General features: G+C 34.9%; 23 protein-coding genes and 1 pseudogene. 8 read left to right on the top strand and 16 right to left on the bottom strand.

Annotation, left to right across the window (positions count from 1 at the left end; genetic code table 11):
* The first annotated feature begins 162 nt into the window (after positions 1 to 162).
* From BFL01S_RS11520 to BFL01S_RS20000, 3 genes are all read left to right on the top strand, one after another.
* On the top strand, positions 163 to 465 hold the full coding sequence (locus tag BFL01S_RS11520; RefSeq protein ID WP_061785765.1) for a hypothetical protein: 303 nt from the start codon (positions 163 to 165) through the stop codon (positions 463 to 465).
* 69 nt (positions 466 to 534) lie between these two features.
* A protein-coding gene (locus tag BFL01S_RS11510) for an IS3 family transposase (protein ID WP_156474920.1) occupies positions 535 to 1,655 on the top strand; the annotation gives its coding sequence in 2 pieces (ribosomal slippage) (positions 535 to 784 and positions 784 to 1,655; 1,122 coding nt in all).
* The gene (locus BFL01S_RS20000; RefSeq protein WP_082802740.1) at positions 1,561 to 1,851 is read left to right on the top strand and encodes a GNAT family N-acetyltransferase; all 291 of its coding nucleotides are present in this window, start codon (positions 1,561 to 1,563) and stop codon (positions 1,849 to 1,851) included. Before BFL01S_RS11510 ends, BFL01S_RS20000 begins: the two co-directional genes overlap by 95 nt.
* 313 nt (positions 1,852 to 2,164) lie before the next feature.
* On the opposite strand, the gene BFL01S_RS20745 is transcribed toward BFL01S_RS20000, so the two are convergent.
* From BFL01S_RS20745 to BFL01S_RS21450, 5 genes are all read right to left on the bottom strand, one after another.
* Positions 2,165 to 2,302 carry a hypothetical protein gene (locus BFL01S_RS20745; RefSeq protein ID WP_175384219.1) on the bottom strand — a complete coding sequence of 46 codons (138 nt, stop codon included), beginning with the start codon at positions 2,300 to 2,302 and terminating at the stop codon, positions 2,165 to 2,167.
* Positions 2,303 to 2,436: 134 nt separating this feature from the next.
* Positions 2,437 to 2,619, bottom strand: a complete 183-nt coding sequence (locus tag BFL01S_RS11505; RefSeq protein WP_013060138.1) for a YolD-like family protein — start codon at positions 2,617 to 2,619, stop codon at positions 2,437 to 2,439.
* A gap of 44 nt (positions 2,620 to 2,663) precedes the next feature.
* Positions 2,664 to 2,837 (bottom strand): Fur-regulated basic protein FbpA, encoded by a 174-nt coding sequence (locus tag BFL01S_RS19995; protein ID WP_076513875.1) that lies wholly within the window; start codon positions 2,835 to 2,837, stop codon positions 2,664 to 2,666.
* A gap of 866 nt (positions 2,838 to 3,703) precedes the next feature.
* A complete protein-coding gene (locus BFL01S_RS20740; RefSeq protein WP_013060133.1) occupies positions 3,704 to 3,850 on the bottom strand; it encodes a hypothetical protein in 147 nt (48 codons plus the stop codon).
* 483 nt (positions 3,851 to 4,333) lie between these two features.
* Positions 4,334 to 4,639: a hypothetical protein gene (locus tag BFL01S_RS21450; RefSeq protein ID WP_025911948.1), complete on the bottom strand. Its 306-nt coding sequence runs from the start codon at positions 4,637 to 4,639 to the stop codon at positions 4,334 to 4,336.
* 40 nt (positions 4,640 to 4,679) lie between these two features.
* On the opposite strand from BFL01S_RS21450, the gene BFL01S_RS21380 reads away from it, so the two are divergent.
* Positions 4,680 to 5,042 carry a MerR family transcriptional regulator gene (locus BFL01S_RS21380; protein ID WP_082802739.1) on the top strand — a complete coding sequence of 121 codons (363 nt, stop codon included), beginning with the start codon at positions 4,680 to 4,682 and terminating at the stop codon, positions 5,040 to 5,042.
* Positions 5,043 to 5,053: 11 nt separating this feature from the next.
* On the top strand, positions 5,054 to 5,956 hold the full coding sequence (locus tag BFL01S_RS11490) for a DUF2268 domain-containing putative Zn-dependent protease (protein ID WP_061785767.1): 903 nt from the start codon (positions 5,054 to 5,056) through the stop codon (positions 5,954 to 5,956).
* Positions 5,957 to 6,144: 188 nt separating this feature from the next.
* On the opposite strand, the gene BFL01S_RS11485 is transcribed toward BFL01S_RS11490, so the two are convergent.
* A complete protein-coding gene (locus BFL01S_RS11485; RefSeq protein WP_061785761.1) occupies positions 6,145 to 6,594 on the bottom strand; it encodes an AraC family transcriptional regulator in 450 nt (149 codons plus the stop codon).
* A gap of 267 nt (positions 6,595 to 6,861) precedes the next feature.
* Between BFL01S_RS11485 and BFL01S_RS11480 the strand changes: the two genes are divergently transcribed.
* Positions 6,862 to 7,413: a recombinase family protein gene (locus BFL01S_RS11480; RefSeq protein WP_025911944.1), complete on the top strand. Its 552-nt coding sequence runs from the start codon at positions 6,862 to 6,864 to the stop codon at positions 7,411 to 7,413.
* A gap of 35 nt (positions 7,414 to 7,448) precedes the next feature.
* Positions 7,449 to 10,406, top strand: coding sequence for a Tn3 family transposase (locus tag BFL01S_RS11475; protein ID WP_061785760.1), 2,958 nt, complete (start codon positions 7,449 to 7,451; stop codon positions 10,404 to 10,406).
* Between the two features lie 97 nt (positions 10,407 to 10,503).
* On the opposite strand, the gene BFL01S_RS11470 is transcribed toward BFL01S_RS11475, so the two are convergent.
* From BFL01S_RS11470 to BFL01S_RS11425, 10 genes and pseudogenes are all read right to left on the bottom strand, one after another.
* Entirely contained in the window at positions 10,504 to 10,998 is a 495-nt protein-coding gene (locus BFL01S_RS11470; protein ID WP_061785759.1) for a hypothetical protein, read from the bottom strand.
* 102 nt (positions 10,999 to 11,100) lie between these two features.
* Positions 11,101 to 14,244: a DEAD/DEAH box helicase gene (locus tag BFL01S_RS11465; RefSeq protein WP_061785758.1), complete on the bottom strand. Its 3,144-nt coding sequence runs from the start codon at positions 14,242 to 14,244 to the stop codon at positions 11,101 to 11,103.
* Complete coding sequence (locus tag BFL01S_RS11460; RefSeq protein WP_082802737.1) at positions 14,234 to 15,055, bottom strand: Hachiman antiphage defense system protein HamA; 822 nt, start codon at positions 15,053 to 15,055, stop codon at positions 14,234 to 14,236. The genes BFL01S_RS11465 and BFL01S_RS11460 overlap by 11 nt, the downstream gene beginning before the upstream one ends.
* 395 nt (positions 15,056 to 15,450) lie before the next feature.
* Positions 15,451 to 15,777 (bottom strand): annotated as a pseudogene (locus BFL01S_RS11455) (DNA topoisomerase III); the annotation flags it as partial.
* Positions 15,778 to 15,936: 159 nt separating this feature from the next.
* On the bottom strand, positions 15,937 to 16,941 hold the full coding sequence (locus BFL01S_RS11450; protein ID WP_061785756.1) for an aldo/keto reductase: 1,005 nt from the start codon (positions 16,939 to 16,941) through the stop codon (positions 15,937 to 15,939).
* A 216-nt stretch (positions 16,942 to 17,157) separates the two neighbouring features.
* The gene (locus BFL01S_RS11445; protein WP_025907665.1) at positions 17,158 to 17,580 is read right to left on the bottom strand and encodes a cytidine deaminase; all 423 of its coding nucleotides are present in this window, start codon (positions 17,578 to 17,580) and stop codon (positions 17,158 to 17,160) included.
* On the bottom strand, positions 17,577 to 18,431 hold the full coding sequence (locus BFL01S_RS11440) for an MBL fold metallo-hydrolase (protein WP_025907664.1): 855 nt from the start codon (positions 18,429 to 18,431) through the stop codon (positions 17,577 to 17,579). Before BFL01S_RS11440 ends, BFL01S_RS11445 begins: the two co-directional genes overlap by 4 nt.
* Before the next feature lie 111 nt (positions 18,432 to 18,542).
* Positions 18,543 to 19,019: a nucleoside deaminase gene (locus BFL01S_RS11435; RefSeq protein WP_061785755.1), complete on the bottom strand. Its 477-nt coding sequence runs from the start codon at positions 19,017 to 19,019 to the stop codon at positions 18,543 to 18,545.
* A gap of 85 nt (positions 19,020 to 19,104) precedes the next feature.
* Positions 19,105 to 20,421, bottom strand: coding sequence for an MATE family efflux transporter (locus BFL01S_RS11430; protein WP_061785754.1), 1,317 nt, complete (start codon positions 20,419 to 20,421; stop codon positions 19,105 to 19,107).
* A 110-nt stretch (positions 20,422 to 20,531) separates the two neighbouring features.
* Positions 20,532 to 21,026: a GNAT family N-acetyltransferase gene (locus BFL01S_RS11425; RefSeq protein WP_061785753.1), complete on the bottom strand. Its 495-nt coding sequence runs from the start codon at positions 21,024 to 21,026 to the stop codon at positions 20,532 to 20,534.
* Between the two features lie 196 nt (positions 21,027 to 21,222).
* On the opposite strand from BFL01S_RS11425, the gene BFL01S_RS11420 reads away from it, so the two are divergent.
* Complete coding sequence (locus tag BFL01S_RS11420; protein WP_061785752.1) at positions 21,223 to 21,726, top strand: peroxiredoxin family protein; 504 nt, start codon at positions 21,223 to 21,225, stop codon at positions 21,724 to 21,726.
* Positions 21,727 to 21,749 lie beyond the last annotated feature (23 nt).

Raw genomic sequence — 21,749 nt, 5'->3', positions numbered from 1 at the left:
TTCTTTTGTTTATTTGCAATGTAACTTAATATAATCACTGTTATAGGAAATCATTTAAAGAATCAATAAGATAACTAGAATTATCTATTATCTCGACACAGTAAATGCTTGCAAGTACAATTATAAATATTAATTGTATTTTTCTGTAAGGGGAGAAGAAGCATGAAAAAATTATATAGCGTGGATAAAGCATCAATCTCAGATATCAACCAGATTATTAAATTAAGGGTAGCTTTGCTTAAAGAGGTAAATGAAATTCAAACAGAGGAAGAAGAAAATCAGATCATACATGCTACCAAAAACTATTTAAAAACTGAAATCTCCAATCATAATTTTGTTTCTTACATAGCAAAAAATGATAAGGAAGTTGTAAGTGTAAATGGAGTATCCTTTTTTAAAAGACCTCCGTATTTAGAGAATTTACAAGGTGTAGAAGCTTATATACTTAACATGTATACTGGATAGGCTACACTTAGTTGGACAGAATTTTTAAGGTCAAGTAGACTACAGATAATACATTTGAGGAGAATCTACATGGCCAAAAGAGAACGCCGAACATTTACTGAAGATTTCAAGCAACAGATGGTGCAGCTATACCAAAATGGAAAACCAAGAAAAGAGATTATTCGTGAATATGACCTAACTCCTTCCTCTTTAGATAAGTGGGTGGGCCAGAGTCAAAGGTCAGGTTCTTTTAAGGAGAAAGATAATTTAACAGATGAACAAAAGGAATTGATAGAACTCCGAAAAAGAAATAAGCAACTAGAAATGGAAAATGACATTTTAAAGCAAGCCGCGCTGATACTAGGACGAAAGTAAATGTAATTAAGAATAACCAACACAAATACTCGATATCAGCAATGTGCAAAGTCCTACAAATCCCTAGAAGCGTCTATTATTATGAAGCAAAAGAAAGAAGAGCAGAGGATCCCGTTGTCTCTGATGTGGTCGAAATTTTTCACGCAAGCCGTCAAAATTATGGAACACGAAAAATCAAAGTTGAATTGAAAAAGCGTGGTCTTATCGTGTCTAGACGAAGAATTGGACGCATCATGCAGGAGCAGGGCCTTGTTTCTTCATATACAATCGCCCAATTTAAACCACATGCAAAATCGTGTAATGAATCAGAACAGAAGAATGAGCTGAATCGTGAGTTCGCCCAGGAACAAGAAATGACCGCAATCGTAAGCGATTTAACATACGTAAGAGTGAATCAAAAATGGAACTACGTATGTGTCTTTGTTGATCTCTTTAATCGAGAAATTGTGGGTTTTAGCACAGGACCAAACAAAGATGCATTACTCGTTTATCGTGCATTAGCTTCTATCAAAGTCGATCTTAATAAGATACAGCTTTTTCATACGGATCGTGGAAATGAATTTAAAAATAAACTGATTGATGATGCTTTAAAGACATTTAATATCCAGCGATCCTTAAGTATGAAGGGCTGCCCATATGATAATGCAGTAGCCGAAGCGACTTTTAAAATTATCAAAACAGAGTTTGTGAAAGGAAGACATTTTAATAGTTTAGCAGAATTAACGAGGGAATTTCAGGACTATGTTCACTGGTTTAATAACATCCGAATTCATGGAACCCTTGGATATGCAAGCCCAATTGATTACAAGCATAGACACCTTAAGAAAATTGTCTAGTTTAGTGTTGACATACCATACCTTACCCACTTATAGAAAACAAGGATTGGCTAAACAATTACTTGAGAAATGCATTGAAGAATGTAAGAACAGAGATGTAAAAAGAATTTGGTTACATGCTTCTAAAGATGGTGAACCCTTATACAAAAGTATGGGCTTTAGTTTTAAGGGTAGTGAGATGGAATTATTCCTATAAAAACAATGCATACTCCATACAACCTTAGTTAATATAATGTGCCTTCTATGAATTCTAAACAGTTGTTCTATGATTTCAAAACAAGAACCCGTTTAAAAATTTAAACAGGTTCTTGTTTTGAAATATAAATCTATTTGATACATTATATTCTATAGTTTTCTAATAAGGATATGGCTTCTATTGTGTATTGAGCATCGCAGTTTGGATAAATACTTGTCCAAATGCCACCTTCACTTCTTTTAGAAATAAGTTCAGAGAAATAAGCATTTACAACAGAGTGCTTTGGTCCTTCCAGTTTGCTTTATTTATAGGTTTATTCTTCTATATTTTCATCTTCTAACTGTCTTAGGTTTTCATCGTGACATTGTTTAAATAAATAGGTAAGGTACGAATATAGTTCAAATCGGTCCTCCTCAATAAAATCAGACCATATTTGTTTGTTTTCTCTCATCATTCCTCCCCCTTTTTATTTCACTTTTATATCTTTATGGCCCCCTAACTAGAAATCTCTTATAGATACCAAGTGACCATTTATCATAAAAAACAGAGAAAATTCTTCACTAATTTTAAACCAACTAAAGAAAACTAATAAATATCTTCAATACCGGATAAACGAATAAAGAAAATATTTTGTTTTTCATCTTTTAAAGACAGGGTCTGTTCATGGAGATTAAGATTATAAACACGGCCTTTATACGTTTGTAATGACCCATTTTCATAATACTTAACCGTAATTAAACCATTTTTGATTAGTTTTTTCAAAAACATAGATTAATCCTCCTCTTAACAAATGAATTATGATGAGTAAAAACTTAAAAAGATATGTCTTGGACTCCCGGATTAACTATATGATACTCTTTTTCTAACTCATGTAAGGTTAATTCATAGAGTTGTTTGTTTCCTTTTTTATAGATTCCTAAATGGATTAAAGAATCTATAATCGAGGTTTTTTTACGCTGTATGTCAGAATAGGTCTGTTCGCCCATTATCCCACCGCCTAAATTCAGAATGGTCTTTCGTATGATTGTCCAACTATTCTAATTCATTATAAAACTTGGCAGTTACAAGGAAATGAAAATGAAGTTAAACCTATGTAATAAATAAGTAAATTCGATTACATAAGTGAATGTACATTTCCTACCTATTTACTTTATAATCAACTTTTATCGCATCGCTCAATAATATAATATCCTTATCAATTTCACTTTTAATCAGTTCCTTTTCACAATTCTTGTATCCTTCTCTCAAGCAATTCACTTCTCTTGGTCATAATAAAAGGTTGTGTTTATTATTCATTTTAATAAACTCCTTATAAAAACTAACATTAAATATATTATGTTAGTTTTTTTTCGCATATGAAATACTTTCTACAAAACTTCCCTTTAATTTACAAAAAATTCTAAATTATACTAAGTAAATTTACTTGTTTTAAATAAAAGTAAACATAAATCCCCACAAAATCTTTTATTGATTTTAAATCGAGACCAGTTTGTGTGATATAAAATATTCATTCCTAGTTACCATAATGTACTTTATAGACACCCTCATATTAATAGAAAGCATATCAGCAAATATAAGTAATATTTCCCCAAAAGATGAGCTACAGCTAAAAAACATGATAAAGAATTCTACCAGAAAATCGGTAAAAGGGTGGCAAATCCAACAACAAACGTAATAATGACTAATTGTTTGTAAAACTGAATTTTTCTATTTTTACGCTGTATATGATATACATTTTTAGTTCGCATAACCAACATGAATAGAAATCAAAAAAAATGATTAATATGTTTATTTAACAACAAAAATCAAATTAATTCGGTTTAATTAGTTAAATAAGAATATACAGTAATCATTACCCCGTTAGTAGGATATCATTTAATAAAGCTAGTTCTACTTTAAAAGGATCGTTAACTTTTCTAAGCTCACAATAACCAGAACTATAAATATGAATAATCTTAAATCGTTTACCGCGATAGAAAACTTCTTTATTAATTGACATACCTTCCCTCCAGATTCATTATTACAGTTTGTTCAACATATTAACCATTTTTCTTATTTGAAACTTATCTGAAATAAAATTAAGTTACTATTCCCTTTTTTATATGTTTCAAAACATACATTCAAATAAAATTTAAAGTATACTTCATTTTTTTGTATGGACATACTTTTTACTCCTTTGAGCAAACTACTCAAGACGCCGTGAGGCATCACACCAAATTTCCTATTCTAAACAGGGAAAACTACTGAACAGAAGCAATAGTTTTTTCTTTTTTTAGCTGTATACGACATCCAGTTGTAGTTAACATCATAGTGATTCACGGAACCAATCAAAAACGCCACCCCTTGAGCGACAAGGGATGGCGTGACATCAAAATTTATCGTTTATGCATAATTTTATAAATCGTTGATTTAGCAAGGTTTTGACGTTTTGACGTTTTGACGCTTTGACAAATGAGTCGTACTATATCAAATCTTGTATAAATTAAGCTTTTATACCGTACCTAAATTCTATCTCATGCTTTAAAATCTCCGCACCTCTAGGGCTTAATACTATCCCGTTTGCATATTCACGATTCTGTGAGGTTACTTCACCTGTCACAACGCATTCATTATAAGGTTTATACTTTTTTAGAATGATTTGATTTCCGTCAAGGGGTCCTACCAACAAAAAGCGCAAAACATATGCTAAGCAAATTTCGCCATAAAGAAAGCCGATTTTTCCTACGTTAAGGAAGTATCGGCTTTTCTTATTGTACACTAAAGTAAAAGCCCATTTTTTATTTGACATTAACGTTGCGTAATACCTTAACCTTGTAATGTGGAGGTGAATTACGCTGCTTACAACTGGGGAAGTTTATAAAATAACTGGACTTACTGAACGCTCTATAAGATACTATTCTAATTTAAATTTATTGAAAGCAAATAAGAATGACAACGGTCAATTGGTTTTATTCAAGTCAGACTTCGAAAAAATTGTGCAAATTCTCGCTGCAAAGATAACAGGTTATAAACTTAAAGATTTAATAGACCGACAACCTTCATTAAGCTGTATTAAAAATGACATGACTCAAATGATTACAGTTCTAGAAAATATATTATTTCATTTGGACTTAACTGACTCCGAAGAAAATCTTATGAAGAATATAAAGTTGCTTCAAAATTACAATACTAGATATTTACGAAAGAGGTGATTGAAATGAGCATGAACTATAAATTAGTTAACACAATAGAACAATACGAAGAATTACTTTCAATTACGAATTTGGAAGAAAGAAGAAATTATTTTCGTTATACAATGATGACGCCATTTAAGGAAATGTGGAATTTAATAAACGTTCCTATAAAAGCAAAACAAGAAAATGGTTATGATGTTTTAATGGCTACGAAAATGCTAGGTTACGCAGACATTTCTAACGATAAACAAATTCAACAAGGACTATCTATCTTAAATGATAATAATGCCTTTGTGGTAGCAGAGAATACTATCAAAAACTGTATAGAAAAAGCTAATAAGGCAGGTTTGAAAGTGAATGCCGATGAAATAAAATTTGGATTGTATGTTGCAGACCCCGACAAATTGAAGCTTCAGAAGGGATATACAGGGTTTGGAGGTATTCCAGGGTTTATTACTGTGAATATTTATCCAAATGATTACAATTTGCCTAAACTTCCTGCTGTTATTGCCCATGAGTTCCATCACAATATTCGTTTTTCTTATTTTGATTGGGATCATGGAAATGTAACAGTGGGAGATTATCTTGTCATAGAAGGTTTGGCAGATTCGTTTGCAAAAGAACTGTATGGAACAGAACAGCTAGGACCTTGGGTGACTAGTATGGACAAAGACGATTTAGAGTACTCAACTTATGTTATTGGAGAGGCTTTAAACATAAAAGGATTTGCCGAGGTAAGTAGCTATATGTTTGGTGATGAAATTGCCAAACAAGAAGGATATCAACCTGTAGGCCTTTCTTTTTGTTCTGGTTACGCAGTAGGTTATGAGGTTGTCCAGTCCTTTATGAAAAAGCAAAATAAAACGATATATGAAACAACGTTAATGTCTAGCGAAGAGATCATTAATGGATCTGGCTTATTTTCTTCCTGACGGGGCGAATATATAGTTAATAAGAAGTAAAAATACACTAGTCATTTATCCATTTAATACAATAAGAGCATGCCTTAATGAAATTTTTTTTAAACATGCTCTTTTGATCTTCTTAATCAACAACTGATGTTATTAGATAGATTAATATTTTTGTTTGAAAAATTCAGTAATTTCATACACCCGGAAAGTCATGGTTTTATTGGGACACAGATTTCGCAATAATGGTTATTTACCATATCATAAGTGTATCTTTCCAAAATAGGCTTGTTATCAATTTGATATCCAGTACTTTGTACAGCTGTAAAAATTTCTGCATATGCTTTTTGGATATCTTCCGCAGTATGTTTGATTTCGTAAACAAGGTATTTACCACCAGAAATTTCACCTTCATAAATTGAATCATCCATTTGATAATCATTTGAAAGCACAATACAAGCATCATATCGACAGTTTTCAGGTAGTGTTGTCTCAGGGTTATCTTGCGGGACTGCAAAAATGATTGACGATTCAAAAAGATTTTTTTCTTTAGCCCATTTTTTTAACTTCTCCATTACTTCAATATTTGCAGAACCATATGAGCCAACTCGTCGTACATAAGCGATGCGATAGTTTGGAAGTGTTTCGACTTTAATTTTCATAGATTCTCTCTTCCCTTCTTCATTTATATTTGTTTGGTACATTTTGAATGTAGCATGCTTTAAAATTATTTACATTTGAATTTTTAAAATATTATTGTCCAGAAAATCAGCAATTAATGAACACATGGTAACTAAAATAGTTTTCTACCTTTTTACCTTTTGTATATGTTCAGAAACTATGTAAATAAATCTATGTTCAGATACTACCCCTAACAGTAAGTTGTGTTACAATAAAACAGAAAAATTGAAAATCAAGGGGAGAAATTAATGAAGGTAGGATATGCTCGTGTTTCAACAGGCATTCAAAATCTTGATTTACAATTTGATGCTCTTAAGGAACATGGTTGCGAAGAAATATTTACAGATAAAATTAGTGGAGCTAAAGATAAACGACAAGGATTAGAAGATGCTCTCCGTTTTGTACGATCTGGCGACACAATAGTAGTTTGGCGCCTCGATCGATTAGGGAGAAATATGCAGCATTTAATTAAAATTGTAAATGATTTAAATGAACGAGGTATCAGTTTCCATAGCCTACAGGAAAATATTACGATGGACAAGGCTAGTGCAACGGGACAACTTATGTTTCATCTTTTTGCGGCTTTTGCTGAATTTGAACGAAATCTTATTCACGAGCGCTCGGCAGCTGGTCGTGCTGCAGCAAGAGCCAGAGGACGATTAGGTGGAAGACCAGAGAAGTTAGATAAAAAAGAATTAGAAATGCTAAAGACATTGGTGGCAAATGGGACACCCATTACGGATATTGCTCAAAGGTGGGGTATTTCCCGAACTACTGTTTATAGATATCTAGAAAAATAGAAATAAATCTATGTTTTCGAAGGGATGTGGGAAATATGGCATCAAGAGGGAAAGAATTACTTACAGCAGATCAAAGAGCAGAGTTTGTACGAATTCCATCTGATATGACTGAACGGGAACTGGAAACCTATTATACTTTTTCGCAATATGATTTGGAAGTTATTAAACGACATAGAAGAGATCATAACCGTTTGGGATTTGCTGTTCAATTATGTGTATTGCGCTATCCCGGGTGGTCTCTTTCAGATGTTGAACCTATACCAGATTATGTAATCCAATACATAGCAAAACAAATAAATGCTAATCCCGATTCTTTTTCTTTATATGCCCAACGTGAACCAACTAAGCATGAACATATGGAAGAAATTCGACAGGTATATGGATTCCGGAATTTTTCTGTAAGTACATATCGGGAATTAGCTCAATATCTTTTGAAACATGCTCTTCAAAATGGCAATTCTATGTATCTACTTCGAACTGTTCAAGAAGAACTTAGGAGTCGAAAAATAATTCTTCCTGGAATGACTACAATTGAGCAACTTGTGTGGGAAACCCGTCGTAGGGCAGAGGAAAAGATTTTTAAATCCTTAACTGCCACTCTTTCACTGTGGCAAAAACATAAATTGGATAAACTTATAGATCCCTTTGTGGAAAGCAGGAAAACCCCATTAGCATGGTTGAGAGAACTCCCCGGTCAGTCATCACCTGATGCCTTTCTAAAAGTAATAGAGCGTTTAGAATATATTCGAGAGTTGAAACTTCCATTAAACATAAATGAAGTTCATCCTAATCGGTTACTACAATTATCTCGCATTGGGGCACGTTATGAACCCCATTCGTTTCGTAGATTTAAAGAAAATAAGAAATATACCATTCTTGTAGCATACTTAGTAACTCTAAGTCAGGATTTAATTGACCAAGCAATTGAAATTCATGATCGGCAAATGATGATTTTACAATCGAAAGGTCGTAAAACACAAGAGGAAATGCAAAAGGAAAATGGAAAAGCAGTTAATGAAAAAGTTGTTCATTTTGCAGATATTGGGGCTGCACTTATTCAAGCACGAGATGAAGGACTTGATCCATTTAGCACCATTGAAAAGGTAATGCCTTGGGATAAAATCGTTACTTCTGTTGAAGAAGCGAAAAAATTAGCCCGACCAATGGATTATGATTATCTTGATTTGCTAGAGAATCGATTTACTTATCTGAGAAAGTATACCCCTGCTCTTTTAAAATCATTAGAATTTCGTTCTACAAAAGCAGCAGAACCATTATTACGTGCATTAAAAACATTAAACGAGATGAATGAATCCGGAAAAAGAAAAGTACCAGATGGAGCTCCATTAGATTTCGTCCCAAAACGATGGCAAAAGCATGTATACTATGAGGAAGGAACAATTAATCGACATTATTATGAAATGGCTGCCCTTACGGAATTAAAAAATCATATTCGTTCAGGAGACGTATCTGTAGTCGGCAGTAGGCTTCATAAAGACTTTGAGGAGTACCTTGTTCCCAAAGATGAATGGAAAACGACCAATCTTAAAGAAACTAGACTGGCAGTTCATTCATCAGCAGAGGAATATCTTGAGGAAAGAAGGAAAGCCCTAGCTGAACGCTTTATATGGGTTTCAAATAACCTTGATAATCTTGAAGGAGTAAATATAGATAAAGCAAAACTTAGAGTAGATCGTTTGGAAAAGGATAGTCCAGAAGATGCACGAACCTTCAGTTTATCCTTATATAATATGCTCCCAAGAATTAAGCTTACTGATCTTTTAATGGAGGTAGCGCACTGGACAGGTTTTGACGAAATGTTAATACATGCTTCCACTAATCGCCCTCCAAAGGGTGAAGAAAAGGTCATTTTGATGGCTGCACTTATGGCAATGGGAACGAATATTGGATTGACTAAAATGGCAGATGCTACACCTAGAGTTACTTATCACCAGATGGCCAATGCCGCACAATGGCGATTGTATGATGATGCTATAAATCGAGCACAGGCAACTTTGGTGAATTTTCAACACAAGCTTGCTCTAGCTTCTTATTGGGGAGATGGCACTACATCTTCATCTGACGGAATGCGAGTACAAGTTGGTGTTTCATCGTTGCATGCTGAAGCAAATCCTCATTACGGCACCGGAAAGGGTGCAACTATTTACCGGTTTACAAGTGATCAATTTTCCTCGTTTTATACGAAAGTCATTAATACCAATGCAAGAGATGCTGTCCATGTTATCGATGGGTTGCTTCATCATGAAACGGAATTAAATATTGAAGAGCATTTCACAGACACGGCTGGCTATACCGATTCAGTATTCGGATTAAGCCATTTGTTAGGTTTTCGTTTTGCGCCAAGGCTTCGTGACTTAGTTGATTCCAAACTATACACCATTCAAAAGCCAAGTGATTTTCCTGATCTAGAAAAATTACTTCGTGGACGGATTAACACAAAGGTTATTCAGGAAAACTTTGATGACGTGCTCCGTTTAGCCCATTCGATTCGAGAAGGAAAAGTGTCTGGTTCGCTTATTATGGGGAAATTGGGATCATATGCAAGGCAAAACAAGTTAGCTGCTGCATTACGAGAAATGGGAAGAATCGAAAAAACTATTTTTATTTTGGATTACATATCTAATGAAACTCTACGTAGGCGTATTCAACGAGGATTGAATAAAGGAGAAGCTATGAATGGCTTGGCAAGAGCCTTATTCTTTGGAAAACGAGGGGAGTTACGGGAACGAGGGCTGCAAGACCAACTTCAACGTGCAAGTGCTTTAAACATTATAATTAATGCCATTAGCGTATGGAATACCGTATACCTTACCGAAGCAACAAATTTGTTGAAGGAAAAAGGAGATTTGCGAGAAGACTTGCTAAAACATATTTCACCATTGGGATGGGAGCATATCAATTTTCTTGGTGAATACACCTTTGATATAAAGAAAATAGCTAGTTTAAATTCACTGCGTCCTCTTATTCAATAAAAAGAAAAGCCGAAATTTCCTTAGCGTAGGAAAACTCGGCTTTCTTTATGTCGAAATTTGCTTAGCGTATGTTTTGCGCTTTTTGTTGGTAGGACCCCTAGGAAAGCTCATTATTCATCAGAATATCATATAAGTTTTTATCTAGCTTGTATAACGTGTGCCCTTGATTATTACCAATGTTTGTACTTACTACTATTTCTTCAGATCCTCGCTTAAGAAGCTCCTTGTTTAAAACCCTATTGATAGCACTTTCAGCATATGAATTTGCTTTCCTCTTAAACTCATTGACTTTTTTTTCAGCCTCTAATATGGAATTAATATTCTCACGATCATTATCTTCAAAAGCTAAGTATAAGTAACTTTTCTTTATTTTCCTTAAATTTTCAAATTCAAACTTTAATGAACTATCAAGTTTATTTTCTCGATTATTTTTAATATCATTTAATATTGGTTCATAACTATCCTTAATAAGCATAGATCGTTGACTAAAAGTTAATGAATCTCTTGCAATCTTTATTGAAATAACACCACATATAATTGCAATAACAGATAAAATATTAGGAATATTATCTATTATTGTTTCCTTCAACATCCAAACATCTCCTCCTACATATGGTTTATAATTTTCATTAGACCCTCTAGTTCTTAAAACTAGGAGTCCACTCAAATAATATAAGAATCATCTCATATTAAATTAGTTATTTACGAGTGTTTCTAAAACTGACGTAAAATAAACCGGATATTTTTTGAGAGCTCGTCGTATTAAAACTTCTTCTTCTTTAATGAGCTTAATTAAATTTTTTCTTAGTAAATTAGAATTTTCTAATTTAAGGGTGGACCTTAAGTCTAATGCTACTACACGATCAGAAAATCCTAACTCATAGAGAATTACACTTGATAAGTCTGGCAATCCGTATTTTAGTCTTTTCTGTAGTTTCCGCAAACTCTTAATTGTATTTTCAGTATAAATATCATTATTTTTCTTAATTTCGATTACTTCTGCTACTCCTCCGATAAAAAGCATCATTTCATAACCGAATGTATTTTCGCAAACTTCAATTACCTGTTCGACTTTAAACATTGATCTTCTTTTTTTACTTTTAATTCTCACATCTTTTTCTTTGAGTGAATTTGATAATTGAATAAATGATTCTCCATTGATCCATTTTAATGCAATCTCTCTTAGAGCTTCTGGTTGTTCACACTTATTAAAAATGTTATTCTGTACATTACTAGCTAGTAAAGGCCATAATGCTACGAGTAGTTCTTCAAAGCTTTTACAATTATTCAAAGCCTCAACATTGCTATCACTCCAATCTTCAATAGATAGTACAGTTCTCAAACCAAATAACGTTTTTCCAAATACCTTCTTTTTATCGTCTTGAGGAACGCTTTTCGAAATATTTCCACCTATCAATTTAAATACTTCTATAATTTTTTTCTGTAACTGTGTATCGGCTAAGGAATAAGCTAAAGTTCCTTGTGCAAGCTCAGTTATGTTATCTATACCATTTTCTTTACCTTCTTCATTCCAATGGGCCATCAAAAAACTTTCAATAGCTGATATAGCATTTACTTTTTGTTGGATTTGTTTCTCCAAACCTTCTGAAGTGTATCCCAATTGATTATAATTTAATACTAAACTATCTATGCCTTCTAAGATTAGATTAGGATCTTTCAAATAATTTTCTATAAATACAGAAACGTCAATTTCATAATTATATTTTTTATCATCACTATGCAAATCCTGAAAAATTGTTAATAAAGAACTTTCACAAGGTTCAGAGTTAGCAGAATCTAAGAGCCTTCTAATCTCTCTCCAACGCCAATTTTCTTTTTTTACTCTTCTCCCTCTATCGTATATAGCTGGATCTGCAAAAATAATACTACCTTCAGTATGCATTCCCGATCTTCCTACTCGTCCAATGAGGTTGTGAAAATCTCGCACTTTAATTTTTTCAGCTCCTTGATAAAGGCTCGTTATAATAAGATATCGTATTGGAAGATTGACTCCTTGAGCAAGTGTAGATGTACAAATAACAAACTTACATAGTCCATGTTGCATTGCATACTCAACTGCAACTCGAATCCCATGTGGAATATTTCCATGATGGGTAAGAATGCCAAGGCTTGCACTTTTTGAAATTGCTTCATCAACCCCAAAGTGACACTTATAAAGAAAATACATTCTATTAGATTCATCTCTATCTGAAACCTCAAAAGGTTTCATCAGACTTAAACCTCTTTCATAGGCATCAACCACTTTTTCACAAAGGCTAGACACACTATTTTTTTTCCCACAAAAAACAGCCACACTTCCATTCCCTACAAGCTTCAAACCTAAATATAAAGCAATAGAACTGCTACTATTTTTCTCTGGAAAAAAACGTTCATTGCGTTCTTTTCCTTTAAGTCGTAGTTTCTGTTGTTCAATAATTCGTGGCACATAGAAGTCACTTCTATCAGGATTTTCTTTATTAATAAATTCAAGCCTTCCCAATTGATCTAACCAACTGGCGAAGGCAATAGTACGGTATGTAGGAGTAAGATCAATCCCAGAAATTACTTCGTTTTCATTTTTATTAAGCCACTGACCAACTAACTCCGCATTGCTTATTACCGCAGATATTAAAACTTTTTGAACATCTTCTGTAATCATACTATTTAATGAAGTAAGAAGTAATTCATAGTTAACTCCTCTTGCCCCACTATCAAACTGATGACCTTCATCATAAACAATTAATCCTATCTTTTCGGATAATTGTGGATAATGACGTAATACATAAAGCAATTTTTCAGGAGTCACTACTACTATTTGTTTTCCATTAAATAATGCATCAATTTCAAAATCTAACTGCAACACATCAGAAAGCTCATTAATATGTACAGCCTCTCCTTCGAATGCATTTGAAAAGCTATTACTGATTTCATGGCATAGAGCTTTAAAGGGAGCTACTATCACGGCAAGAGATGTACGGTTTGATAGAAAGGAACTGCGTACAATTAACTCAGTTGATTTTGTTTTTCCAGCACTAGTAGGTAATTGAATAATAGCTGACTTTCCTCTTAAAACATTACTTTTTCCTAAAAGATGTTGCGCAGGCCAAAATTCCTGAACAATATTTTTTTTCAACAAAGACCCTTCCCATTTATCAATAGTAAGCCCAGAATAATAAGGAAGACACTTCCAACTCGAGTTGGTAATTCTTTTTTTTATTACGGCATTAATAACGTCAGAAAAAAGTAATTCTCTTGAATCTCCATAATTGTAAGCTTTTTTTCGAAGATTGCGGATGTTTTCATACAAGCGTTGTTCTTGGTAACCAAATTCGAAGAAAAGCTGTAATTCTTGAGAAATATTTTTAATTTCCTTACTATACCTTCCCTCAGTTTCCTCTAATAGTTTAGAAAAATCGCCATAAAGTATCCATGTTAGAAGAATTTCTAGACTTGAGCTTTGTAAATCCAAACTCTTCTTATCTACCCGTCTTATCAAAACCTGAGAACTACCAGGCAAATCACATAAATAGTAGGAAGCTGAACCAAGTAGTAATAAATATTCATCTATATCTTTTTCAAAGTTTGCCTGTAAATAAGCATCAAAAAAGTGTGCAGAAAACTGAAGATTCTCACGCAACTCTTTTATATATTCGTCATTTGGGACATCTAGATTTAGGTGAGCAGATATTTCTCCTAAAACTCCTATTGCTAAGGTGAATAACTGTGACGGGTCTTTTGCAACATTAATATGATAGTTTTCGGGTACTCTATATTCATACATTTTCGCTTTTGATCTTGTTACTCCTAACAGTTGCTTAGAATCTTTCTCAGGCTTCATCTGCAGCCCTCCTATACAATTCATGGACCAAGTTCATCATGTCTTCTCCATGAATAACCAGCAATTGAATATTTTGTTCATTTGGGTGCTCACTAACATATGTTTCAGCTATTTTTTCTGTATTAAATAAATTAGATGAAAACAAAGCTACAGCTCCACTTACCTCTTTATAAGGTCGATCTACGGGATTTTGGAATCTATTAATTAGTTTAGCATCCTGGATTTTTTGTTTATAATACAATTGTTGTTTTATTGCGTTTAGAGACTCTGCTTTACGAATTTGGTCCTTAACTGAATCATTTACAGCATCTTGGAGTCTTGGTTTCACTGTTGTTCCTGAAAATTGAGCTTTTGCTTCAAAAATGGCAAGTGTATCTTCTGGTGTCTCTTTTTCTTCATTTATGAATTTAAAAGCCATAACATCACAACCTTTGGTAGATTCGTTCCCAATAGTTTTAGAACCATAACGGGTACGAGGGACCCAATAACTGAGAATAAACTCCAGGTAATCAGAAACCAATATTTCACTAAAGTCACCCGAACGTGTACTTGGACCAGGTGCTTTGTAACGATCCGGAAATTTAATTTTTTCTAAAAATTCGGCCCTTGAAAAACCGTAACCTTCTCTAAATTCATCAATTTCTTCATCTAAACAGTAATGTTGTCTAAAATGTTTGGACCATCCTTTTAACACTTCTTCATCGTTTTCATGCTTAAACTCCCATATCTTAATCTCTTTACCTTCAGATGTTGTCACACTTTTTCCTGTATCTGCAAACCATCTAACATGTTCTGGAGTCATATGTATCATATGTGTTCCTTCCTTCTTTAAATACATATCTAAAGAAACTTCTTAATTTATCAAAATAAACATAAAATATGAAAAAATGTAACTTTATAACTATTATTATTTTACCAGATAATTAATTAATAGGAATCATAAACACTACTTTTTTCTAAATATTTGTGCGTTCTATATTAACTATATTTAAAAGAGTAATTAATTCTATTACAGTCATTAAAAAAATTAGGAAAGGTACTTTTCCCTTAAAAAGGTACCTTTCCTAATTTTAATTTATAATATCCTTATTATGTGCACGCAGTTCATTTATGTGCATACCAAAAACAAAAGATAAACGCTTGGATTTCAAAGGATCGGATAAGTATATTAATTATGTGCACACATATTTATAGAGATAACGCAGGATCACCTGCGATAATAACTTCATTCACTTCTTGTCTATGTAGTAAATCTTTAATAATTGAAAACTGCTTCCACTTTGACTTCGTTACGCGATGTTGAAACTGCGTGGGCACAATCGGGAGCGTATCAAGCGACCATTTTTTCCACTTTTGATCGTACTCTTCGGGTGGTACAAGCTCACATAAATGTCCAATTGCCCACGTTAAATATGCTCCTTCTGGAAACAACTGATTCGGGGCAATCTCCACATAGCCGTCCCGCTTTTTAAACGAAAAAGGCGACGCTAGCTTTAGCCCTTGATCTGGTTTTTCTGCAATAATTACCTTCATTTAGTTAATCACCTTATATCTTTGATTCATTAAAATAGCGTTGCTCAATTGTATTATTTTATCATATAAATGCTTTTAAGAGTATGTTGGAGTGATTAGCACCCTATCAAATAAAAAAACCTCATCTCTACACAAGTAGAAAAATGAGGTTTTTTTCACTTAGTTAGCCGGTAGTGGTACATGTGGTGCCACAAGATTTTCTTTACGCATTTCTTCCCAGAAAGCGGCTGGAATTGCTGTATTTAATGCTTCTTTATCTTCTAAAATACGCTCAGGTCGGCTAGCTCCTGGGATAACAGCCGACACTGCAGGGTTTGCAAGTGCAAACTGTAAAGCAGCAGACTTAATGGTAATATGATGACGCTCAGCAATTGCTTTCATCTTTTCAACTTTGGCTATAATCTCCGGTGATGCTGGTTGGTATTCAAAATGTGTGCCACCTGCAAGAACTCCGGAACTATATGGCCCCCCTACTACAATAGCCATGTTGTGTTTTACTGCTGATGGCATTACCCGTTCTAGTGCACGTTCGTGGTCTAAAAGCGTGTAGCGCCCAGCTAAAAGCGATACGTCTGGTTTTGCTTCTTCTAATTCAAGCATTATTTCAATCGGCTCGACACGGTTGACACCAAGCCCCCAACCTTTAATAACCCCTTCTTCACGAAGCTGAGTCAGCACTCGAAAAGCCCCTGTTCTTGCTGATTCAAATTGAGCTAGCCATTCGTCTCCGTAAAAATCTTGCGCTACGTCGTGAATATAAACAAAGTCGATACGATCAGTCTTTAAACGTTCTAGACTTTGTTCAATGGAACGGAGCGTTGCATCTGCACTATAGTCGTTAATAATTTTATTTTTCCTTCCAAATTCAAACAGGCCACCCTTTTCACCAAAATCACGAGCTGAAGGATCTTCTAACTCGTCTAAGATGACTCGTCCAACTTTTGTACTTAAGACATACTCATCTCGATTTCGATGTGATAGTGCTTTTCCCAGTAGAATTTCTGCTAATCCTGCTCCGTAAAAAGGTGCTGAATCAAAATAGCGAATTCCATTTTCCCATGCAGCATCTACTGTAGCTATAGCTTCTTCTTCTGGAATGTTTCTGTACATGTTCCCAAGTGGAGCTGTACCGAACCCAAGCTTACCTTTTAGTATTTCTTTCATTGTTTGCATCTCCTTTTACGATTATATTCTGTAAATTAACCATTTATAAGCTTTTATAAACAATCACATTCATTAGATATGTATTCATTATGACGCGTATAAAGAGATAAAAAAAGTACGTACTTCCAAGTAATATAGTCACTAAAAAGTAACCTCTTCATTAAAAAAAGCCTACTTTTCCTTAGCAGACTTTCCGAGCATTAATCATTACTTCTTTTATCTTCTTGTATACTTAAGAGGAAGTAACTCTCCAATTGTCGTTTTCACTAATTTACCGTCTACTTCCAATATCACGTAGCAGTTTGGTGCATAGTCTGAAATAAGCTCGCGACACATTCCACATGGGCTCACCACTCGAATGGTTCGATCTTCTTCATCACTATAAGGGTGCCTTACAGCTACAATCGTATCAAAGCTTTTATACCCATTTGAAACGGCACTTCCAATAGCGATGGCCTCTGCACAAACGGTCACTCTGCCAATGTACGCTTCAATATGAACAGTAGAGATAATCTCACCTGTTGCTAAGCGAATAGCTGCTCCTACATGATGCTTATCATCTTCATACAGTGCCGTAATCTTTTGCTTAGCCGCTTCAATTAATTCCAAATCATGTTGATTAAGTTCTAATACTTTCATTGCTTTTCCTTCTTTCGGTTACCTTGTAGAAAATAGTCCAGTAGCTCTTTTTCTTCTTCATTAGGACTTCTATGTACCTCTTCCTTAAACTTAGTAAGCATTTCTTGTTCAGACAGATAATCTTCAGCAATTTTGGATAGCTGCTGTAGCTGGTCGAGATATTTAAAGAGCTCAGCTTTTGTTTCTACATGATCATGAGATGTTGCATACCAGTTTGCATTGTAAGAGCGTACTTGTTCGATAACCTTTTCTAACTTACTAGAATCATAGCTCCAGCTTCCGCTATAAAAGTCAGGGCTTAAACAATCGCCTAAAAACACCATTTTTTCTTCTGGAATGTAGATGACTGAGGAGTCTTCTGCATGGTCGCCTCCAATATGCTCGATTCGGCAGCTTATGCCCCCTAAATCAACTTCTAAACTTTTATCAAATGTAATAACAGGTGTTTGAATATGTAAATTAGAGCGGTCAGGCAGCTCTTTTTTTATCATCTCCTGACAAAATTCAATTTCAATTCCATCTCTCACTCGTTGATCTAGCGCCTCGTTATCCCATGCAAACGACTGATATTCTTTTAATCTAGCTTTTGTTAAATCATGTGCAACGCTTACAGCATCAATAGCTTGTAGTCCAAACGTATGGTCCCAGTGCCAATGAGTAAGCGCGACAATATCAATCTTTTTTTCCGTAACGTTTTGAAGCTCCACTTGGAACAGTTCAGCATGAGCAGGTGAATTACCGCTATCAATCATTAGACAGTGCTTCTCCCCAACAACAGCTGCTAGCAAAGGTCGGTCCGTTTCAGGCTGATGATCTAAATAATAAATGTGTTTACCAATAGGTTTTAACATAACCTTCTCCTTTTTTATCTTACTATTTTTTATTGTACGAAAATTTAAGATTAATTGAAACAGCATATACAATAAAAAACCTGCTGATCATCTTCAGCAGGTTTACTCTCATTATTTCTTATGAAGCCTCACATGCAACTTCCGAACTTCCTCAGCTAATTCAGGGACAGGTCCTTCTACTTCAATACCCTTCACCACTTCTTCAATCGATAGGTTACGCACAGGTGACGGAGCAACGTTTAGCTCGTGCAGCCACTGGGCTAGCTGGTTCGATGAACTTGCATAGATAATTTTCCCTAACCCAACCCAACCGTGTGCAGCTGAGCACATGGGACAGTGTTCACCTGATGTATAAACAATTGCACGCGCTCGCTCTTCTTTTGATAAGTGCTCGGCTGCATAGCGCGCGATTGAGAATTCAGGGTGCTGCGTATCGTCACCGCTTGAAATACGGTTATAGTCTTCAAAAAGCACGTTGCCATCTTCTGAAACTAGAATAGAACCAAATGGCTGGTTTCCTTCTTCAAGCGCGCTTTCAGCCAATTCCACACAGCGCTTAAGGTGCTTTATATCCTGTTCTGTAATCATCTATATTGCCTCCTATCAGTTATTCTATTTACAGAATAACTGATGCACGTATTTCTTTCCAATTTTCTACCCTTTGAAACATTTATTAAGCTGCGTTCTGTTGACTTAAAAATCGTCTATTTAAGCTAGGAAGATACATAACTAAAAATACCGACCTTCCAACCGTATATAAAGTAAATGCTAGCCAAAGCCCGTGATTATGCCATATCGGCGTCGCTACTACCTGTGCAACGATGTATAAAAGCATCGCATAAAGCATTGAGTTTCGAATCGGTGCAATATAGGTTGCTCCGGTGAATGCGCCGTACATGACAAGCCCTAAACAAGCTACAAACGGATATAAAATGAGCCACACTCCATACTCAGTAGCAAGCGTAATAACGCTAGGTAACGTTGTAAAAAGCTTAATGATTGGTTCTAAAAAAGCTGTGTATACCCCGGCTATTACAAAAGCTACAATGACGGCCCACTTCCTCGATAGAGATAAAGTTTGGATATACAAACTTCGATCCTGAGACCCCACTGCTTTTCCAACAAGAATACTTGAAGCATTCGCAAAGCCATCAAAGAAGTAAGCCATAATATAGTGAATTTGAAATAGCACCGCGTTAGCTGCTAAAAATTCTGTGCCGAACGAAGCTCCTTTAGCTGTAAATAGGTTAATAACAACTAACAAGCAAATCGTACGTATGAATAAATCTTTATTCACGTTAAACATTTTTTTAACGGATGCTGTATCGAATAGAACACCTATTGAAGGTGTTTTCCACTTAAACGGAGATGCTTTAGAAACAATGAATAATCCTAAAATAAATGCTGTGACTTCTGCTATTAATGTAGAAGCTGCGACGCCTTTTACTCCAAAAGAAAAGACCTCTACGAATAGAATGGCAAGCGTCATGTTTAATACGTTCGTTATAATTTGCAATGAGAGAGATTGCTTAATCTTAGCCATTCCCATCAGCCAGCCTAAAATCACATAATTCATTAATGTAAAGGGTGCTCCCCATATGCGAATTGTAAAATATTCAACAGCCAATCGACTTACGGCTGCATCTGGAGACACAATTGCCAAAGCTGCACGCTGAATCGGTACCTGTAGCAGAATAAAAATAAGTCCAACCGCTAGAGCGATTAAAAATGGACGGGACAACGCAAGGATTCCTTGCTCAGAACTGTTGGCTCCATTAGCTTGTGCTGCAAAAGCAGATGTGCTAACGTGCAAAAAACCAAACAGCCAATATAATGTATTAAAAATAAGTGCTCCAACTGCTACACCACCAATATACGCAGGGTCTGAAAGTCGCCCAACCACAGCCGTATCGACAGCTCCTAATAAAGGCGTCGTCATCGTTGAAATCGTTAGTGGAATTGCGAGAGCAAGATATGTACGATAATTCAATAGGTCACGCTCCTTTTTCAAAGATAATAGCCTTGATTATAAAAACCAAGGCTATCTACGCTTGAACTACTTGTTTAGAAAACGACCTGAACTTCCAACCAGCTCTATTTTCATAACAATTCTTTTACGAGATTAAACCAAACCTCACCTGCATGTGTTGAGTTTGATTTCCCTTCATTACGATAACCGTTTTCTTCATAAAAAGGAACGAGTGCTTCTAAACAAGTAAGCGTAACCCCTTCTCTTTTTTTCTTTACGCACACAGCTTCTAACTCTTTTAATAGTTTACGAGCTATCCCTTTCCCCCGATAATCAGGATGAACAACTAAGCTAAGTACGCTTTGGAAGCCTCCCTCCTTTGGATTTAGATTCGTTTTTTCAAACAAATCATCCGTTAAATAACGTGTAGGAATGACTGGGCCTACGACGTATCCAGTAATTTTCCCTTCTTTATCTTTCGCAATGATAAACGAATCAGCTATAACTTGGATTCTTTCTTTCATTGCGCTTTCAGTTGCCGCTTCTTCAGGAGTGAAGCCCAGTCTTTCAATGACCATTAACTCGCTTAAATCTTGTTCTTCTGGTGTATGATACGTTATGTACATCGTGGGTTCTCCTTTCACTATTAGTTTGAATTCTATGTATTCCTCCGTTTATATCCTAACTCAACCTTACTAAAGTTTCATCTCTTTCTATAAAAAGGAATATCTATTTTTTAAGATTACAATCTTAGGATTCCGGGTACTATACATATAGCTTACAAAGTAGTTACTCAAATTTGTATTAAAGGAGAGATTCATAATGGCAAAGTTTCAATTAGGAGATACAATTCCTACCTTCACACTACCAACAATTACAGGTGAAACATTTTCGTTTGATCAGCATCAACAGGAACATAAAAGCTGGCATTTAATCGTATTTTTCCGCGGAGCATGGTGTCCAGTTTGTGAAAGTGAATTAAAAGATTTTCAAGAGCATAAAGGTTTCTTTGATGAACAAAACGTGCATTTATTAGCAATTTCAACCGACCAACAAGAAAGCTTGCAAGAACTAGCAGAAAAAAATGATTTGGCGTTCCCAATATTACAAGACAAGGATTTAACAGCATTAAAAGCGTTCGACGTATACTATCATAGTGAGGATTCTCCATACGAAGATCACGGAACGCACGGTGAACCTGCTTATTTCCTTGTTGACGAAAATGGCAAGCTTTTATACCAACAGCAGCAAACCAGCCCATTTGGCCGCCCGGCAGTAACAGAGCTTCGCAAGATTGTAAAGTACATTAAAAAGAACCTAAAATGATAAGAGTGAAAGAGACTGAGACA

It is taken from the genome of Priestia flexa NBRC 15715, from assembly GCF_001591565.1.
Taxonomy (GTDB): Bacteria; Bacillota; Bacilli; order Bacillales; family Bacillaceae_H; genus Priestia; species Priestia flexa.
This window is presented reverse-complemented; position numbering and strand designations above follow the sequence as displayed.

What these genes read in the sequence shown, in the direction of transcription:
- BFL01S_RS11520 (WP_061785765.1), top strand. Translation starts at nt 163, where the DNA reads ATGAAAAAATTATATAGCGTGGATAAAGCATCAATCTCAGATATCAAC.
- BFL01S_RS20000 (WP_082802740.1), top strand. Translation starts at nt 1,561, where the DNA reads ATGTTCACTGGTTTAATAACATCCGAATTCATGGAACCCTTGGATATG.
- BFL01S_RS20745 (WP_175384219.1), bottom strand. Translation starts at nt 2,302, where the DNA reads ATGAGAGAAAACAAACAAATATGGTCTGATTTTATTGAGGAGGACCGA.
- BFL01S_RS11505 (WP_013060138.1), bottom strand. Translation starts at nt 2,619, where the DNA reads ATGTTTTTGAAAAAACTAATCAAAAATGGTTTAATTACGGTTAAGTAT.
- BFL01S_RS19995 (WP_076513875.1), bottom strand. Translation starts at nt 2,837, where the DNA reads ATGGGCGAACAGACCTATTCTGACATACAGCGTAAAAAAACCTCGATT.
- BFL01S_RS20740 (WP_013060133.1), bottom strand. Translation starts at nt 3,850, where the DNA reads ATGTCAATTAATAAAGAAGTTTTCTATCGCGGTAAACGATTTAAGATT.
- BFL01S_RS21450 (WP_025911948.1), bottom strand. Translation starts at nt 4,639, where the DNA reads ATGTCAAATAAAAAATGGGCTTTTACTTTAGTGTACAATAAGAAAAGC.
- BFL01S_RS11490 (WP_061785767.1), top strand. Translation starts at nt 5,054, where the DNA reads ATGAACTATAAATTAGTTAACACAATAGAACAATACGAAGAATTACTT.
- BFL01S_RS11485 (WP_061785761.1), bottom strand. Translation starts at nt 6,594, where the DNA reads ATGAAAATTAAAGTCGAAACACTTCCAAACTATCGCATCGCTTATGTA.
- BFL01S_RS11480 (WP_025911944.1), top strand. Translation starts at nt 6,862, where the DNA reads ATGAAGGTAGGATATGCTCGTGTTTCAACAGGCATTCAAAATCTTGAT.
- BFL01S_RS11475 (WP_061785760.1), top strand. Translation starts at nt 7,449, where the DNA reads ATGGCATCAAGAGGGAAAGAATTACTTACAGCAGATCAAAGAGCAGAG.
- BFL01S_RS11470 (WP_061785759.1), bottom strand. Translation starts at nt 10,998, where the DNA reads ATGTTGAAGGAAACAATAATAGATAATATTCCTAATATTTTATCTGTT.
- BFL01S_RS11465 (WP_061785758.1), bottom strand. Translation starts at nt 14,244, where the DNA reads ATGAAGCCTGAGAAAGATTCTAAGCAACTGTTAGGAGTAACAAGATCA.
- BFL01S_RS11460 (WP_082802737.1), bottom strand. Translation starts at nt 15,055, where the DNA reads ATGATACATATGACTCCAGAACATGTTAGATGGTTTGCAGATACAGGA.
- BFL01S_RS11450 (WP_061785756.1), bottom strand. Translation starts at nt 16,941, where the DNA reads ATGAAAGAAATACTAAAAGGTAAGCTTGGGTTCGGTACAGCTCCACTT.
- BFL01S_RS11445 (WP_025907665.1), bottom strand. Translation starts at nt 17,580, where the DNA reads ATGAAAGTATTAGAACTTAATCAACATGATTTGGAATTAATTGAAGCG.
- BFL01S_RS11440 (WP_025907664.1), bottom strand. Translation starts at nt 18,431, where the DNA reads ATGTTAAAACCTATTGGTAAACACATTTATTATTTAGATCATCAGCCT.
- BFL01S_RS11435 (WP_061785755.1), bottom strand. Translation starts at nt 19,019, where the DNA reads ATGATTACAGAACAGGATATAAAGCACCTTAAGCGCTGTGTGGAATTG.
- BFL01S_RS11425 (WP_061785753.1), bottom strand. Translation starts at nt 21,026, where the DNA reads ATGTACATAACGTATCATACACCAGAAGAACAAGATTTAAGCGAGTTA.
- BFL01S_RS11420 (WP_061785752.1), top strand. Translation starts at nt 21,223, where the DNA reads ATGGCAAAGTTTCAATTAGGAGATACAATTCCTACCTTCACACTACCA.